Origin of the sequence: Propionibacterium freudenreichii subsp. freudenreichii (assembly GCF_000940845.1) — a bacterium.
Taxonomy (GTDB): Bacteria; Actinomycetota; Actinomycetes; order Propionibacteriales; family Propionibacteriaceae; genus Propionibacterium; species Propionibacterium freudenreichii.
The window spans coordinates 979,395-992,379 of record NZ_CP010341.1; the positions used below are offsets into that span (position 1 = coordinate 979,395).

Annotated in this window: 14 protein-coding genes; 9 read left to right on the forward strand and 5 right to left on the reverse strand. The window is 66.1% G+C overall.

The features are described 5' to 3' along the window. The first annotated feature begins 22 nt into the window (after nt 1-22). From ybeY to RM25_RS13195, 5 genes are all read left to right on the forward strand, one after another. The gene (gene ybeY / locus RM25_RS04145) at nt 23-481 is read left to right on the forward strand and encodes an rRNA maturation RNase YbeY (protein WP_044636683.1); all 459 of its coding nucleotides are present in this window, start codon (nt 23-25) and stop codon (nt 479-481) included. A 153-nt stretch (nt 482-634) separates the two neighbouring features. Then, nucleotides 635-1,939: a hemolysin family protein gene (locus RM25_RS04150; RefSeq protein ID WP_013160794.1), complete on the forward strand. Its 1,305-nt coding sequence runs from the start codon at nt 635-637 to the stop codon at nt 1,937-1,939. Continuing rightward, complete coding sequence (era, locus tag RM25_RS04155; protein ID WP_013160795.1) at nt 1,926-2,876, forward strand: GTPase Era; 951 nt, start codon at nt 1,926-1,928, stop codon at nt 2,874-2,876. The genes RM25_RS04150 and era overlap by 14 nt, the downstream gene beginning before the upstream one ends. 49 nt (nt 2,877-2,925) lie before the next feature. After that, complete coding sequence (locus RM25_RS04160; RefSeq protein WP_144406040.1) at nt 2,926-3,534, forward strand: hypothetical protein; 609 nt, start codon at nt 2,926-2,928, stop codon at nt 3,532-3,534. A gap of 110 nt (nt 3,535-3,644) precedes the next feature. Continuing rightward, nucleotides 3,645-3,779 (forward strand): hypothetical protein, encoded by a 135-nt coding sequence (locus RM25_RS13195; RefSeq protein WP_013160798.1) that lies wholly within the window; start codon nt 3,645-3,647, stop codon nt 3,777-3,779. Between the two features lie 129 nt (nt 3,780-3,908). On the opposite strand, the gene RM25_RS04165 is transcribed toward RM25_RS13195, so the two are convergent. After that, the gene (locus RM25_RS04165) at nt 3,909-5,300 is read right to left on the reverse strand and encodes an amidohydrolase (RefSeq protein WP_044636684.1); all 1,392 of its coding nucleotides are present in this window, start codon (nt 5,298-5,300) and stop codon (nt 3,909-3,911) included. 345 nt (nt 5,301-5,645) lie between these two features. Here RM25_RS04165 and leuA point away from each other — a divergent pair, with 345 nt between their 5' ends. Then, nucleotides 5,646-7,412, forward strand: coding sequence for a 2-isopropylmalate synthase (gene leuA, locus RM25_RS04170; protein ID WP_013160800.1), 1,767 nt, complete (start codon nt 5,646-5,648; stop codon nt 7,410-7,412). A gap of 114 nt (nt 7,413-7,526) precedes the next feature. On the opposite strand, the gene RM25_RS04175 is transcribed toward leuA, so the two are convergent. Both RM25_RS04175 and RM25_RS04180 read right to left on the reverse strand, forming a co-directional pair. After that, on the reverse strand, nt 7,527-7,889 hold the full coding sequence (locus RM25_RS04175; RefSeq protein ID WP_036939361.1) for a DUF488 domain-containing protein: 363 nt from the start codon (nt 7,887-7,889) through the stop codon (nt 7,527-7,529). 60 nt (nt 7,890-7,949) lie between these two features. Then, nucleotides 7,950-8,750, reverse strand: coding sequence for an isoprenyl transferase (locus RM25_RS04180; RefSeq protein WP_013160802.1), 801 nt, complete (start codon nt 8,748-8,750; stop codon nt 7,950-7,952). A 72-nt stretch (nt 8,751-8,822) separates the two neighbouring features. On the opposite strand from RM25_RS04180, the gene recO reads away from it, so the two are divergent. From recO to RM25_RS04195, 3 genes are all read left to right on the forward strand, one after another. Next, a complete protein-coding gene (gene recO, locus RM25_RS04185; protein ID WP_044636092.1) occupies nt 8,823-9,566 on the forward strand; it encodes a DNA repair protein RecO in 744 nt (247 codons plus the stop codon). Between the two features lie 163 nt (nt 9,567-9,729). Further along, complete coding sequence (locus tag RM25_RS11820; RefSeq protein WP_048735019.1) at nt 9,730-11,118, forward strand: AraC family transcriptional regulator; 1,389 nt, start codon at nt 9,730-9,732, stop codon at nt 11,116-11,118. Then, entirely contained in the window at nt 11,075-12,205 is a 1,131-nt protein-coding gene (locus tag RM25_RS04195; protein ID WP_013160805.1) for a 1-propanol dehydrogenase PduQ, read from the forward strand. The genes RM25_RS11820 and RM25_RS04195 overlap by 44 nt, the downstream gene beginning before the upstream one ends. A 52-nt stretch (nt 12,206-12,257) precedes the next feature. Here the strand turns inward: RM25_RS04195 and RM25_RS04200 are convergent, their stop codons facing one another. Both RM25_RS04200 and RM25_RS04205 read right to left on the reverse strand, forming a co-directional pair. Further along, nucleotides 12,258-12,683, reverse strand: coding sequence for a EutP/PduV family microcompartment system protein (locus RM25_RS04200; protein WP_036942012.1), 426 nt, complete (start codon nt 12,681-12,683; stop codon nt 12,258-12,260). After that, complete coding sequence (locus RM25_RS04205; RefSeq protein ID WP_080774479.1) at nt 12,680-12,886, reverse strand: BMC domain-containing protein; 207 nt, start codon at nt 12,884-12,886, stop codon at nt 12,680-12,682. The genes RM25_RS04200 and RM25_RS04205 overlap by 4 nt, the downstream gene beginning before the upstream one ends. Nucleotides 12,887-12,985 lie beyond the last annotated feature (99 nt).

Below are 12,985 nucleotides of genomic sequence, written 5' to 3' on the forward strand. Positions count from 1 at the left end.
GTGGCGTCGCTAGGCTGTGTCCATGATTGACCTGAGCAATGAGTCCGGTGAAGAGGTCGACACCCAGGCGCTGATCCGACTGGCCCGCTTCGCGCTCGACAAGTTGCGCATCCACCCGCAGGCGGACCTGTCGATCCTGCTGGTGGACGTGGACACCATGACGGCCTATCACAAGCAGTTCATGAACCTCGACGGGCCCACCGACGTGATGAGCTTCCCCATGGACGAGCTGCGCGAGCCGGCCGACGGCGAGGCACCACCGCGTGGCCTGCTCGGCGACATCGTGATCTGTCCGGCCTTCACCAGCGCCCAGGCCCCCGGGAACGGGCGCACCAACCAGGAAGAGATCGAGTACCTGCTCATCCATGGGCTGCTGCACTTGTTGGGCCACGATCACGCCGAGCCCGACGAGAAGGCTGTGATGTTCGGGCTGAACGATCGGATCATTGCCGATTGGCGGGCCGAGCAGGGTTCGGACTGAGCCGGACGCGTCGGTGGGTGCCCGCTGCGGTGTGCCCGGGGCCCCGAACCATGCACGCACGGCGCCATATCACCGGGCACGGGCGTGCCATAGACTCAACTCACCTCCGGGTTCGGTCCTGAACCCCGAACAGATGGGTGTTGACTCTTCATCGTGACGCAGACGGACTGGATTTTCATCATTGTCGCGGTGGTGCTCACCGTCTTCGGCAGCATGCTCGCCGCTGGTGAGACCGCCCTGCAGACCGTCTCGCGCAAGCGCGCGGAGCGCATGGTGGCCGACGGCATCCGGGGCGCTGACCGGGTGCTCGACATCGAGGCCGATCCGGCCCCGACCATCAACACCGCCATGTTGCTGCGCATCGTCTGCGAGACCGGTGCCGTGATCCTGGGCTGCCTGGTGGTCTTCGACAATTTCGATCATGACTGGGAACGCATCGGCATCCCACTGCTGGTGTTGTCCATCATCGACTTCATCGTGTGGGGCGTCATGCCCCGCACCTTGGGCCGTCAGCGTGCCGAACAGACGGCCGTCCGTGCCGCCCGGCCCCTCGGGGCCCTCACCTCGCTCTTCGGCTGGCTGACCAGCGGACTCATCCTGGTGGGCAATGCCCTGACACCCGGGCGTGGCTATGCCGACGGCCCGTTCAGCTCCGAGGCCGAGTTGCGCGAGATGGTCGACATCGCCGAGAAGGCCGAGGTGATCGAACACGGCGAACGCGACATGATCCACTCCGTGTTCGAGCTCGGCGACACCCTTGTGCGCGAGGTGATGGTGCCCCGCACCGATGTGGTGTTCATCGAATCCGGCAAGACACTTCGCCAGGGCATGAGCCTGGCGTTGCGTTCCGGATTCAGTCGCATTCCAGTGATCGGGGACAATCTCGATGACGTGCGCGGCATCGTCTACCTGAAGGACCTCACCAAGCGGGTCTTCGACAATCCCGAGGCCGACCAGAAGGAAACCGTCGACCAGATCATGCGTGCGGCTGTCTTCTGCCCCGACTCCAAGCCCGTCGACGACCTGCTGACCGAGATGCAGGCCACCCGCAACCACATGGTCGTGATCGTCGACGAATTCGGTGGCTCGGCCGGCGTGGCCACCATCGAGGACCTGGTGGAGGAAATCGTCGGTGAGATCACCGACGAATATGACGCAGAACCCGATCTTGCTGAACAATTGGACGATGGTCGCTGGCGTATCTCGGCACGGATGCCGCTCGATGAGGTCGGTGACCTGTTCGACCTCGAGCTGGACGACGAGGACGTGGAGACTGCCGGTGGCCTCATGGCCAAGCAGCTGAACCGGGTGCCGATCATCGGCTCCGAGGTGGTGTGGAAGGGCCTGCGCTTCGTGGCCGAGAAGGCCACCGGGCGCCGCCACCAGATCGACACCATCGTGGTGAGCCGCGAACCCGAACCTGAGCCATCCCCCGATCAGAAGGATGATGATGACTGACCAACAGCCCGCGGGCAGCCAGGAATTCCGCAGCGGATTCGTCTGCTTCGTCGGACGCCCGAATGCCGGGAAGTCGACGCTCACCAATGCCTTGGTGGGTTCGAAGATCGCCATCACCAGCAGCAAGCCGCAGACCACGCGCCATGCCGTGCGGGGCGTGCTCCACCGTGCCGATGGCCAGCTGATCATCATCGACACCCCCGGGCTGAGCAAGCCGCGCTCCCTGCTGCAACAGCGTCTCAATGATCTGGTGCGTTCCACCTGGTCGGAGGTCGATGTGGTTGCGCTCGTGTTCCCTGCCGATGAGCACATCGGTCCCGGCGACATCTACCTGGCAACCCAGCTCGCCGAACTCGCCAAGCCGCCGACCCTGGTGGCGATCGTGACCAAGACCGATCTGGTCAGTCCCGAACGGCTGGCCAAACACCTGCTGCGCGTCGCCAGGTTGCAGGACGACCTGGCCATCACCTTCGCCCACATCCTGCCCTGCTCGGCCCGGTCGGGCTCCCAGGTGGGGGAGGTGGCCGATGTGCTCCTCAGCCTGATGCCCCCGGGTCCCGACTACTATCCCGACGGTGAGATCACCGATGAGCCCGACGAGACCCTCGTGGCCGAGCTCATCCGCGAGGCGGCACTGGAGGAGGTCCGTGACGAGCTTCCCCACTCGATCGCCGTGGAGGTGGACGAGATGATGCTGCGCGACGGTCGCCCGATCGACCGTCCACTGGTCGACATCTTCGCTTCGATGATCGTCGAGCGCGATTCGCAGCGCGGGATCATGGTGGGCCATGCCGGTGAGCGCATCAAGCGCATCGGCGTGCGGGCCCGACGCCAGATTCGGGCGCTGCTGGGCACCCAAGTGCACCTTGACCTGCGCGTCAAGGTGGTCAAGGACTGGCAACGCGATGCAAAGCAGTTGAACCGCCTCGGTTTCTGAGCGTCCATAATGGCTGCAGGCGGTTGATGGCGGAAAGGTCGTGCGCAAGATGACGCTATTCGGACGCAGCCGTAGGCAGGCATGGGGCACCAAGGTGGTCTATGAACGCGTCGATGATGCCCGGGGCAACAAGGTGGGCGCGGCCGTCCATGACATCGGCTCCACCAATGTGTTGACGCTGCTGGTGGTTCCCACCCCGCAGGGCGGTATTCATGAGGTCAGTTCGCGGATCGAGTGCCAGAATTCGAATCCGTTCACATGGACCCACAGTTTCCACATCGTCGACGGCACCCTGCTCGACGTGGGGCGCACCGACCAGATGCCTGCATTCTGCGTTCCCATGTGGGCTGAATTCGCCGTGGCCAGCTACCTGGCCGAGCATGACAAGCATGAGCCCGTCGAATGCTCGATGATCGACGAATCGAGCGGGGATGCGCATCCCGCCGCCTTCGCATGGTCCGGGCACGATAGCGTGGTGTGGAGCGTCGATGGTGCCGTGCGGTGCCGTCATGGCGTGACCGATGGGGAGATCACTGTGAGCGAGTGGCCCGGATTCACCAGCGTGCGCGTGAGTGATGAGGACGAGCTGCTCCGCGGCATCTCGGCACAGATCCGCTATCGGGTTGTTGATTTTGTGAGGGGCATCGAGTCGCGCTGATAACAGTGCGCTCAGCGTCCGCGGCGATGGCAATTGCCATGGTCTTCACAAAGTGGTTGCAAGAATGTGGATGCAGTTTCAGCGGCGTCACACCAAGGAGAGGAAGAACAATGGCAAAGAAGTCACAAGAGGTAACCGGTAAGAAGAAGCACAAGCTGCTGCGTTGCCTGCTGTGGTGCACCGCGTTGAGTGGCGCGGTCGTCGCAGCCGTCATCTACCTGGGTCGTCCCGGAACGGGCGAATAGGTCACGCACTGAAGGGCAAGGGGGCGGGCAGAACCAGCAATGGTCCTGCCCGCCCCCCTTGCATGCCGCAGTGATTGCCGCCCGGGATGGCCCCACGAGGTCCGGGCCGCGGCCCGGGTGCGGGGGAGGTCAGGCGTCGGCGCGATGGGTGATGCGGCCGCGCGACATCGTCAGATAGGGGCGCATTCCGGCCAGTGCCTCTGGCTGGATGGTGAAGGGATCATCGTCGAGCACCACCAGGTCGGCGCGCCCGCCGGGGACCAACTGGTTGATGCCGGAGGTCGAGGCGCGCAGTGCCTGCCCGACGCTGAGTGTCTCGTCGGGCTGCCAGGCGCCGTCGGACGATCCGGGTTCCCTGCCCGTGACCGCCACCGAAATCGCCAGCCATGGGTCGAGTGGGGCCACCGGGGCGTCCGAGCCGAAGACCAACCGGATGCGGGCCGCTGCCATCGAGGCCAGGGCGTGCACATGGCGGGGACGCTCGGTCCACACCTCGGCGAACCCGAGTCGGTCGGCGATGATCTGGGCGGGCTGCACGCTGGCGGTCAACCCGAGGTCCGCCATGCGGGCCAGGTCGCCGTCGTGCATCACGGTGGCGTGTTCGACCGTTCCGTGCGCGCCAGTCTCGGCAAAGCACTCCAGGACCCTGGCCACGGTGGCATCCCCGATGGCATGCACCGCCACCTCGATGCCGCTGCGTTCGGCCAGGCTCATCAGCCTGCTCAGCTCCGCGGCACTGATGTCGGCCGTGCCGTGCGGGTCGATGCCGGGGGCGGGGCGACGATAGCTCTCCGTGCACCAGGCGGTGCGGGCCGATACCGAGCCGTCGGCGATCACCTTGAGTGGCCCGGCGGTGAGCCACTGGTCGTCGTCGAGCAGTGCTCCCGTGGCCAGTCCGGTGGCCACCCAGTCATCCACCGTGTCCGGCCAACAGGCGATGCGCACCTGCAGCCGCTGGTCGGGGGAGGCGGCCCGGTTGCGCCATGCGTCGATGCGATGGCCCCCCGTCTGCATGTCGACGATGCCGACCACCCCGCGGGCCGCCGCCTCGGACTGGGCGTCGATCAGTGCCCGGCTGCGGGCAGCCCGGTCCACCTCGTCGAGCCGGTCCTCCAGGGCGAAGGCGTCCTGTTCCCGCAGCACGCCGCTACTGGCGGTGCCGGTCACCCGGTCGCGGAAGCCCCACTGTTGCAGGCCCCGGCTGTTCACCCACACCGAGTGCAGGTCGTTCATGTACACCGCCACGGGATGGTTACCGCTGATCGCGTCCAGCTCACGGGTGTCGGGCCGGTCGGGCCACTGTGAATCGCGGGCGCCCACGGCGATGAGGGCCGCTCCCGCGGGCAGTCGGGTGATGGAGGCAGCCAGCCGGCTCAGGGTGTCATTGGCCGAGACGCATCCGGAGACGTCCAGGCGGGTCTTGGAGGCTGCCCACAGGTCGAAGTGCACGTGGTAGTCCCACAGTCCCGGCATGACGATGCGGCCCTCCAGGTCGATCACCTCGTCGTCGGGAGCGATCATGGCTGGCCCGCCTCGCCTGACTTGGTTGCCGCTGACCAACACGTCGTGGGGAAGTCCGACCCGACCGGTGGTGAGGTCGAGCAGACGGGCGTGTCGAAACATCATGCGCCCCATCAAAGCCGACGCCCACCCCGGTGCGCGCCACGGACGATAACTGGACATTGCCATCGGCACGCGGCAAGCGACTACAGTAATTCTCGTGACATTTGCGGCGTGCCCGATGGGTCTCCTCCTTGGTTGCCGCAGCGAGGGCCGTTTCTTCTAGCTGGCCATCCTCGCTGCGGAGTTCTGACGCGTCGGCGCCCGGGCGACCCCGGGTCTTCCATATCCGTGAAGAGGATTCGGATGTCCACCACCTTTCAACCTTCCAAGAGCTTCGCCGCCCCGCACGTCTGTGGGCTCTCCCAGCCCATCGCGACGCCCAGCGGCATGAACTACGAGCGCTACCAGCCCTTCCATCCGATGAGCCTGCCCGACCGCACATGGCCGGACCAGCGGATCACCAAGGCGCCCCGGTGGCTGTCCACCGACTTGCGCGACGGCAACCAGGCCCTGATCGATCCGATGACCCCGGCCCGCAAGCGCAAGATGTTCGACCTGCTGGTCAAGATGGGGTACAAGGAGATCGAGATCGGCTTCCCGTCCGCGTCACAGACCGAATGGGACTTCGTCCGCTCCCTCATCGAGGACCCCGAGGCGATTCCCGATGACGTGGTGATCTCGGTTCTGACGCAGGCCCGTGAGGACCTGATCGATCGCACGGTGCAGTCGCTGGTCGGCGCCAAGCGCGCCACCGTCCACATGTACAACGCGACGGCCGAGCTGTTCCGCCGCGTCGTCTTCCACACCACCCAACAGGGCACCATCGACCTGGCCCAACAGGGCACCCGATGGGTGATCGACGCCATCGAGAAGTACCTGCCCGACACACCCATCGGCTACGAGTACAGCCCCGAGATCTTCACCCAGACGCCCACCGACTACGCCATTGAGGTGTGCGATCGCGTCATGGACGTATGGCAGCCCGACGATGAACGCGAAATCATCCTGAACCTGCCGGCGACCGTCGAGATGTCGACGCCGAACACCTACGCCGACCAGATCGAGTACTTCTCGCGTAATATCTCGCACCGTGACAATGTGTGCATCTCAATGCACTGCCACAACGACCGGGGCTGCGCCGTGGCAGCCTCCGAGCTGGGCCAGATGGCCGGCGCCCAACGCGTCGAGGGTTGCCTGTTCGGCCACGGCGAGCGTACCGGCAATGTCGACCTGGTGACCCTGGGCATGAACCTGTTCAGCCAGGGCATCGATCCGATGATCGACTTCTCCGACATGGACACCATCCGGCGCACCGTCGAGTACTGCACCGGGATGCCGGTGCCGGCCCGTTCCCCCTATGCCGGCGACCTGGTCTACACGGCGTTCTCGGGATCGCATCAGGATGCGATCAAGAAGGGCCTGGAAGACCTGGAGACCCGGGCCAGGGCAGAGGGCACCTCGATCCACAAGATCCGTTGGGAGGCCCCCTACCTGCCGGTTGATCCCCAGGACGTGGGGCGCACCTATGAGGCCGTGATCCGCGTCAACAGCCAGTCGGGCAAGGGCGGCATGGCCTACCTGATGAAGGCGGATCACCACCTGGAGCTGCCCCGTCGCCTGCAGATGGAGTTCAGTGGCGTGGTGCAGGCCCAGGCGGATGATTCCGGCCACGAGGTCACCAGCCCGGTGCTGTGGGACATCTTTGATTCCGAGTACCTCCGCCGCGATACCCCCTTCAAGCTGGGTGAATTCACCGTCGGTGCAGCCCACGGCCAGACGCAGATCACTGCCGACCTCGATGTGCGGGGCAAGCAGACCACGGTGACCGGGGAGGGCAACGGCCCGCTGTCGGCATTCATCGACGCGCTGGGCCAGGTGGGCGCCCACGTGCGCGTGCTCGACTACACCGAGCACGCCCTGACCTCCGGCGGCGACGCCTATGCGGCCGCCTATGTGGAATGTGAGGTGGGCGAGGGCGACAACACCCAGGTGCTGTGGGGCGTGGGCATCGATCCCGACATCACCACCGCCACCCTGAAGGCGGCATTGAGCGCGCTCGACCGGGCCTGATCCGGCTTCGCGCTGCAGTGGGCTGGTCGCGGGATCCACGACCAGCCCACTGCAGCGATGTGCTCAGCGCTCATGCGCCATCGGCGCGGTGCCCCCGGGGGCTGCGGACGATGGCTATTTCGACTGCAAGCCATTCAGGTAGTCGCGCAGCACCACCGCCTGATTGTCCTTCTGGTCCTTGGCGCCGTAGACCAGCGTCAGCTTCGACTTGCCTGACTCCTCGGCGCGTTTCAGCAGGGCGGCGGGCTCACTGGATGCGTCCAGCTCGGCGCGATAGCGCGTGGTGAACTCACCGAACAACTCTTCCTGGTGGTTGAACCACTTGCGCAGGTCCGTGCTCGGCGCGACGTCCTTGCACCATTCGTCGAGCTCGGCGCGCACCTTCGACTCCCCACGGGGCCACAGTCGGTCGACCAAAGCGCGATAGCCATCATCGGGTGAGGCGGGTTCATAGACGCGTTTGATAGCGATATCCATACTTCGAGTCAAGCACGGGCCATTAACCCGTTCCAGTCATCTCAACCTGCCGGCAACCGGCTATGCGCCCTGAGTGCTGGAATCCGTACCCCCATAGCGGCGATCGCGATGGACATACCGGTTGACGGCGTCCCACAGGTCGCGGCGGTCCCAGTCGGGCCACAGCTTCTGCGAGAAGACCAGCTCGGCATAGGCGCTCTGCCAGATGAGGAAGTTGCTCAGCCGCTGTTCTCCCGAGCTGCGCACGAACAGGTCCACGTCGGGCATGTCCGGCTCATCCAGGTAGCGGTGGAAGCTCTTCTCGGTGAGGTGGGCCGGATCCAGCCGTCCGGCCGCCGCGGCGGCCGCGATCTTGCGGGCGGCGTCCACGATCTCGGCACGTCCGCCATAGTTCACGCAGAACTGCATCTGCAGCGTGTCGTTGTGCCGGGTGCGTTCCTCGGCCTGCTCGAGCTCCGTGATGACGCTGCGCCACAGGCGGGGACGGCGACCCGCCCAGCGCACCCGCACCCCCCAGGCATCCAGCTCGTCGAGGCGGCGATGGATCACCGAACGGCTGAAGCCCATCAGGAAGCGGACCTCCTCGGGGGAGCGCTTCCAGTTCTCGGTGCTGAACGCGTAGACCGACAGGCAGTCAATTCCCATCTCGATGGCGCCCGCGATCACATCGAACAACGCCGACTCCCCGGCCTCATGTCCCTTGGTGCGGGGCAATCCACGCTGGGTTGCCCACCGCCCATTGCCGTCCATCACCACGGCGACGTGGCGGGGCAGCGCCTTGGCGGGCAGGGCGGGTGGGCGCGCCCCACTGGGATGCGGGTCGGGCGCCCGATGGGCTGGATGAGGAGTGCTCGTTGCCACGATCCGACACTAGTGCGTGGTCGACCGACGTGGCGCGACGATCCGTTTGGGCGGGCAACGCACAATGAAGACGTGCCCACCTATCGTGATGAAGCCGTCGTGCTGCGAACCCACAAGCTGGGCGAGGCCGACCGCATCATCACCCTGCTGAGCCGCACGCACGGCAAGGTGCGGGCCGTGGCGCGCGGGGTGCGACGCACATCCAGCAAGTTCGGCGGCAGGCTCGAGCCGTGCAACCACGTGGACGTGCAGTTCGCGGTGGGCCGCAGCCTTGACATCGTGACGCAGGTGGAATGCCTGCATCCCTATGGTGATCCCCTCACCAGGGACTATGTGCTCTATACCACCGGCGAGACGATGCTCGAGGTGGCCGACCGCCTGGTCGCGGTGGAGAACGAGCCCTCGCTGCAGCAGTACCGACTGCTCGTGGGGGCCCTGCGGGTGCTCGGACAGGGCACCAGCGATGGACCGCGCCCAGCGACGATGGTGCTGGATTCCTATCTGTTGCGATCCCTGGCGGTGGCCGGCTACGCCCCCGTGCTGGATTCCTGCGCCAGGTGCGGCGTGATGGGGCAGCAGGAGTGGTTCTCGCCCTCCATCGGGGGCATGGTCTGCTCGGGTTGCCGTCCACCCGGCTCGGCGCGCCCGGAGCCCGAATCGTGGCAGTTCCTCGGGGCCCTCATGAGCGGGGACTGGCCCGCCACGCGCACCGTCGGTGAGGGCACCCAACGCGAGGTGTCCGGGCTGATCGCGGCCTTCTCGTCATGGCACCTGGAGCACCAGCTGCGCTCGCTGCCCCTCATTCCCCGCGGCTGAGAACGCCGAAACTAGTCCTCACCGCCATGCCGTCCGGGTCATCCGCCGGCGCCGAATCGCCGCCCATATTCCGCATGATGGGAGATGCTTAGAGTCACCTTCGAACCGCGCCGGCCGTGCTGTTAGTATCAAGGCAACTTGGACAAGGACGTCAGGGGCCCCGATGACTCTGAAGCGCATGGTCGACCTGATGGATGTCGCCGCCCTCGCGAAGACCCTGGAAGACTTCTCCGAGGCCACTGGCTTCGCCACGGTCGCCGTCGATGCCCAGGGCGTGCCGGTCACCGAGATGTGCGCATTCACCGACTTCTGTCGCGCAATCCGCCAAGATCCCGTGCGTCGCACACTGTGCCACGGCTGTGATGCCTATGGCGGCCTCCAGTCTCTGGCTCACGGCACCACGCAGATCTATCGCTGCCATGCCGGATTGGTCGATTTTTCGGTGCCGATCACCAGCCAGAACAGCTACGTCGGGGCGATCCTGTGTGGTCAGGCCAGGGTCCCTGAGCTGGAACAGCCTGATTTCCTGATGGGTGATTCACCATGGCGGGGCGATCCCACGCTGGAGCAGTACTACGAGCAGGTACCCGTGGTGGGGCGCCGTAGGGTACAGGCCGCCGCCCAGACCCTGCTCGGCCTGCGTGCCGGGGTCGAGGGCTATTCGGGAAAGCTGCGGTTGTTCCTGTCCGATGATCAGGCCAGCGGGGGAGTGGCCCAGAGCCAGGCCCGGGGGGCCGCCCTGCGCGGACTGAGCGTGGTTCCCACCGATATTGTCGCGGGGTTCACACCCAACCCGAACACGTCGTCGGCCCGGGCCGCGGATGATGAGGCCGATTCCGACGCTCCTGCGAGCGACAGTGCGGACATCCTTCGAACGGCTCTGTTGGCCGAGGACTTTGCGGGCACGGTCGCCGAGATCTCGGTGCAGTTGCAGGCCGCCTTCGATCCGGTTCCGGGCACCGATGTGCTGGAGGGGGTGCAGGCACTGGACGAGGCCCTCCTGGCCGTGGCCCGTGACATCGCGCCACGCCTCGCGCCACACTTGGAGGAGACCATCGTGCGGCACCGACGCGGTGCCGGCGCCCATCCGGGCCGCTACACGAGCCAGCTGCACGCCGAACGGCTGGCCACCCTGATCCTCGATGAGGTGCTCCGCACCCGTCCGCAACGGCAGCACAACCTGCGCGATCTCATCAATGACATCGCCCGCAACCCCGCCCGCGCGCTGTCGCTGACCGAGGCAGCCCGAAAGCTCCACTGGTCCCCGGGGCACCTGTCGAAGTTGTTCAAATCGGTCACGGGCGACACATTCGTGTCATATGTGATGTCACGGCGGCTGGAACGGGCCGAGCTGATGCTAGCGTCCACCCAGATGCCGGTGGGTGAAATCGCGACCACCCTGGATTTCAGCCAGGTGAACTACTTCTCCAGGGTCTTCCGTTCCCGAACGGGGATGTCGCCCAGCGAATACCGGCGACAGCATTCATCGTTCGACCGGAGACCGCTCCATGAAGCAATTCCAACTGGCCACTTCTCTCGCCTGCGGGCCTGACGCACTCACCGCGCTGGACAGGCTCGGCGGACGCCGCGTCTTGGTCATCACGGACGCCTTCATGGCCTCCTCGGCACTGATGGACACCGTGCGCGGCCACCTCGGCAGCGCCGAGATCACGGTCTTCGACCAGGTGCAGCCCAATCCCGACGTCCAGGCCGTCGCGCGCGGCCTGCGGGCCTTCCTTGACTGCGCCCCCGAGGCCCTGCTGGCCCTGGGCGGGGGATCGCCGATCGACACCGCCAAGGCGGTGCGCAAGATTGCCCTCGAGCAGGGCCAGCCACTGTCGGCGGGCTTCTATGTGGTGCCCACCACCTCGGGAACCGGGTCGGAGGTCAGCTCGTTCGCGGTGGTCACCGATCCCGAGCACGACGCCAAGCTCCCCATGACCTCACCCGACATGGTGGCAGATGTGGCCATCCTCGACCCTGACGCGGTGCGCACCTGCCCGCCCACGCTCACCGCCGACTCCGGGATGGACGCGCTCAGCCACGCGGTGGAGGCCTATGTTGCGCTGGACCACAACGACATCACGGACGCACTGGCCGAGAAGGCGCTGCGACTGATCAGCGCGAACCTGGTGGCCAGCTTCCGCGACGGGAACGACCTTGCGGCCAGGGAACACCAGCAGAATGCGGCGACGATGGCCGGCATCGCCTTCGAGAACTCCGGACTGGGCATCGTGCACGGGTTGTCCCATGCCATCGGCGGCAGCTTCCATGTGGCGCACGGCAGGCTCAACGGCATCCTGATGCCGCATGTGATCGGCTTCAACGCCGGCGAGCTGGGCTTCGGGGCTGCCACGTTGTCGCCCATCGCCGAGCGCTATGCACAGCTCGCGGCGGCCATCGGCATCGACGCGGCCACCCGACGCGGACTGGTGACGGGGCTCGTCGACTTCATCACCGCCATACGTCGTGACCTTGACATGCCGGCCTCGCTCACCGACGCCGGCGTCGACCGCGCCGCCTTCCGGGCTGCCATTCCACAGCTGTCCCAGACCGCATTGCGCGACTTCTGCACATCGGGAAACCCCCGGCCGGTGACCGCTCATGAGCTCGCCGGGCTGTTGGCCCACGCCCTCTAGTCCCCGCCGACCCGTACGGTCCACCCCGGAGGGCGCCGGGAGGGTGCCGGGACTAGGCCAGACGGGCTGCGAGCCGATCGATTCCGGCCCCGGTCATGGCAGACACGGGGAAGATCTGCGTCACGCCGGCCATCTGCAGGTGTGACGTGGCGATGTCGATCGCCACCTGGTCGGCAAGGTCGATCTTCGTCACGACGCCCACCGACGGTGGCATGAAGAAGCTGGTGAACCCGGGTGGGAACTTCGCCTCCGACACCTGCGCGGAGGCGAGCAGCACCACCAGGTCCACCTCGAAGGAAGCCATCCGCAGGGCATGCTTGTAGAACGGCATCTCCAGGTATTCGCCCGGCGTGTCCACGATGGTGCCGTCGGTGTAGATCGTCTCGGTCTTTGCGTAGCTGGGTTCGCGCTCGTGCAGGCACTGCAAAAGGGTCGTCTTCCCGGCACCGACCGAGCCGACCAACAGGATCTTCTTCATGAACGCGTGATGGGTGGGCGGGCAAAGCCGAGCTCATCGCACAGCACCGCCACCACGTTCTCAATCGCCGATTCGACGTCCGACAGCTGGCCGAGCACGACTAGGGAACCCGAGAAGCGGTCCACGAAACCCAACGACACCGCCGAGGCCTTCGTGGCCACATCGGCGGCGATGATCGACGCTTCGCTGGGGGTGATCGTCATGATGCCGAGTGCCTCGGTGCCCGCGGGCAGGCCGATCTTCGGGTAGAGGCCGGGATCCGGATTGGCGGCTCTTCACGAACGAGGGTGTAGCGGGTTGAG

Bases quoted from the DNA above. Each gene is read 5' to 3' on its own strand.
- ybeY (WP_044636683.1), top strand. From the start codon at position 23: ATGATTGACCTGAGCAATGAGTCCGGTGAAGAGGTCGACACCCAGGCG.
- era (WP_013160795.1), top strand. From the start codon at position 1,926: ATGATGATGACTGACCAACAGCCCGCGGGCAGCCAGGAATTCCGCAGC.
- RM25_RS04160 (WP_144406040.1), top strand. From the start codon at position 2,926: ATGACGCTATTCGGACGCAGCCGTAGGCAGGCATGGGGCACCAAGGTG.
- RM25_RS13195 (WP_013160798.1), top strand. From the start codon at position 3,645: ATGGCAAAGAAGTCACAAGAGGTAACCGGTAAGAAGAAGCACAAGCTG.
- RM25_RS04165 (WP_044636684.1), bottom strand. From the start codon at position 5,300: ATGATCGCTCCCGACGACGAGGTGATCGACCTGGAGGGCCGCATCGTC.
- leuA (WP_013160800.1), top strand. From the start codon at position 5,646: ATGTCCACCACCTTTCAACCTTCCAAGAGCTTCGCCGCCCCGCACGTC.
- RM25_RS04175 (WP_036939361.1), bottom strand. From the start codon at position 7,889: ATGGATATCGCTATCAAACGCGTCTATGAACCCGCCTCACCCGATGAT.
- RM25_RS11820 (WP_048735019.1), top strand. From the start codon at position 9,730: ATGACTCTGAAGCGCATGGTCGACCTGATGGATGTCGCCGCCCTCGCG.
- RM25_RS04195 (WP_013160805.1), top strand. From the start codon at position 11,075: ATGAAGCAATTCCAACTGGCCACTTCTCTCGCCTGCGGGCCTGACGCA.
- RM25_RS04200 (WP_036942012.1), bottom strand. From the start codon at position 12,683: ATGAAGAAGATCCTGTTGGTCGGCTCGGTCGGTGCCGGGAAGACGACC.
- RM25_RS04205 (WP_080774479.1), bottom strand. From the start codon at position 12,886: ATGACGATCACCCCCAGCGAAGCGTCGATCATCGCCGCCGATGTGGCC.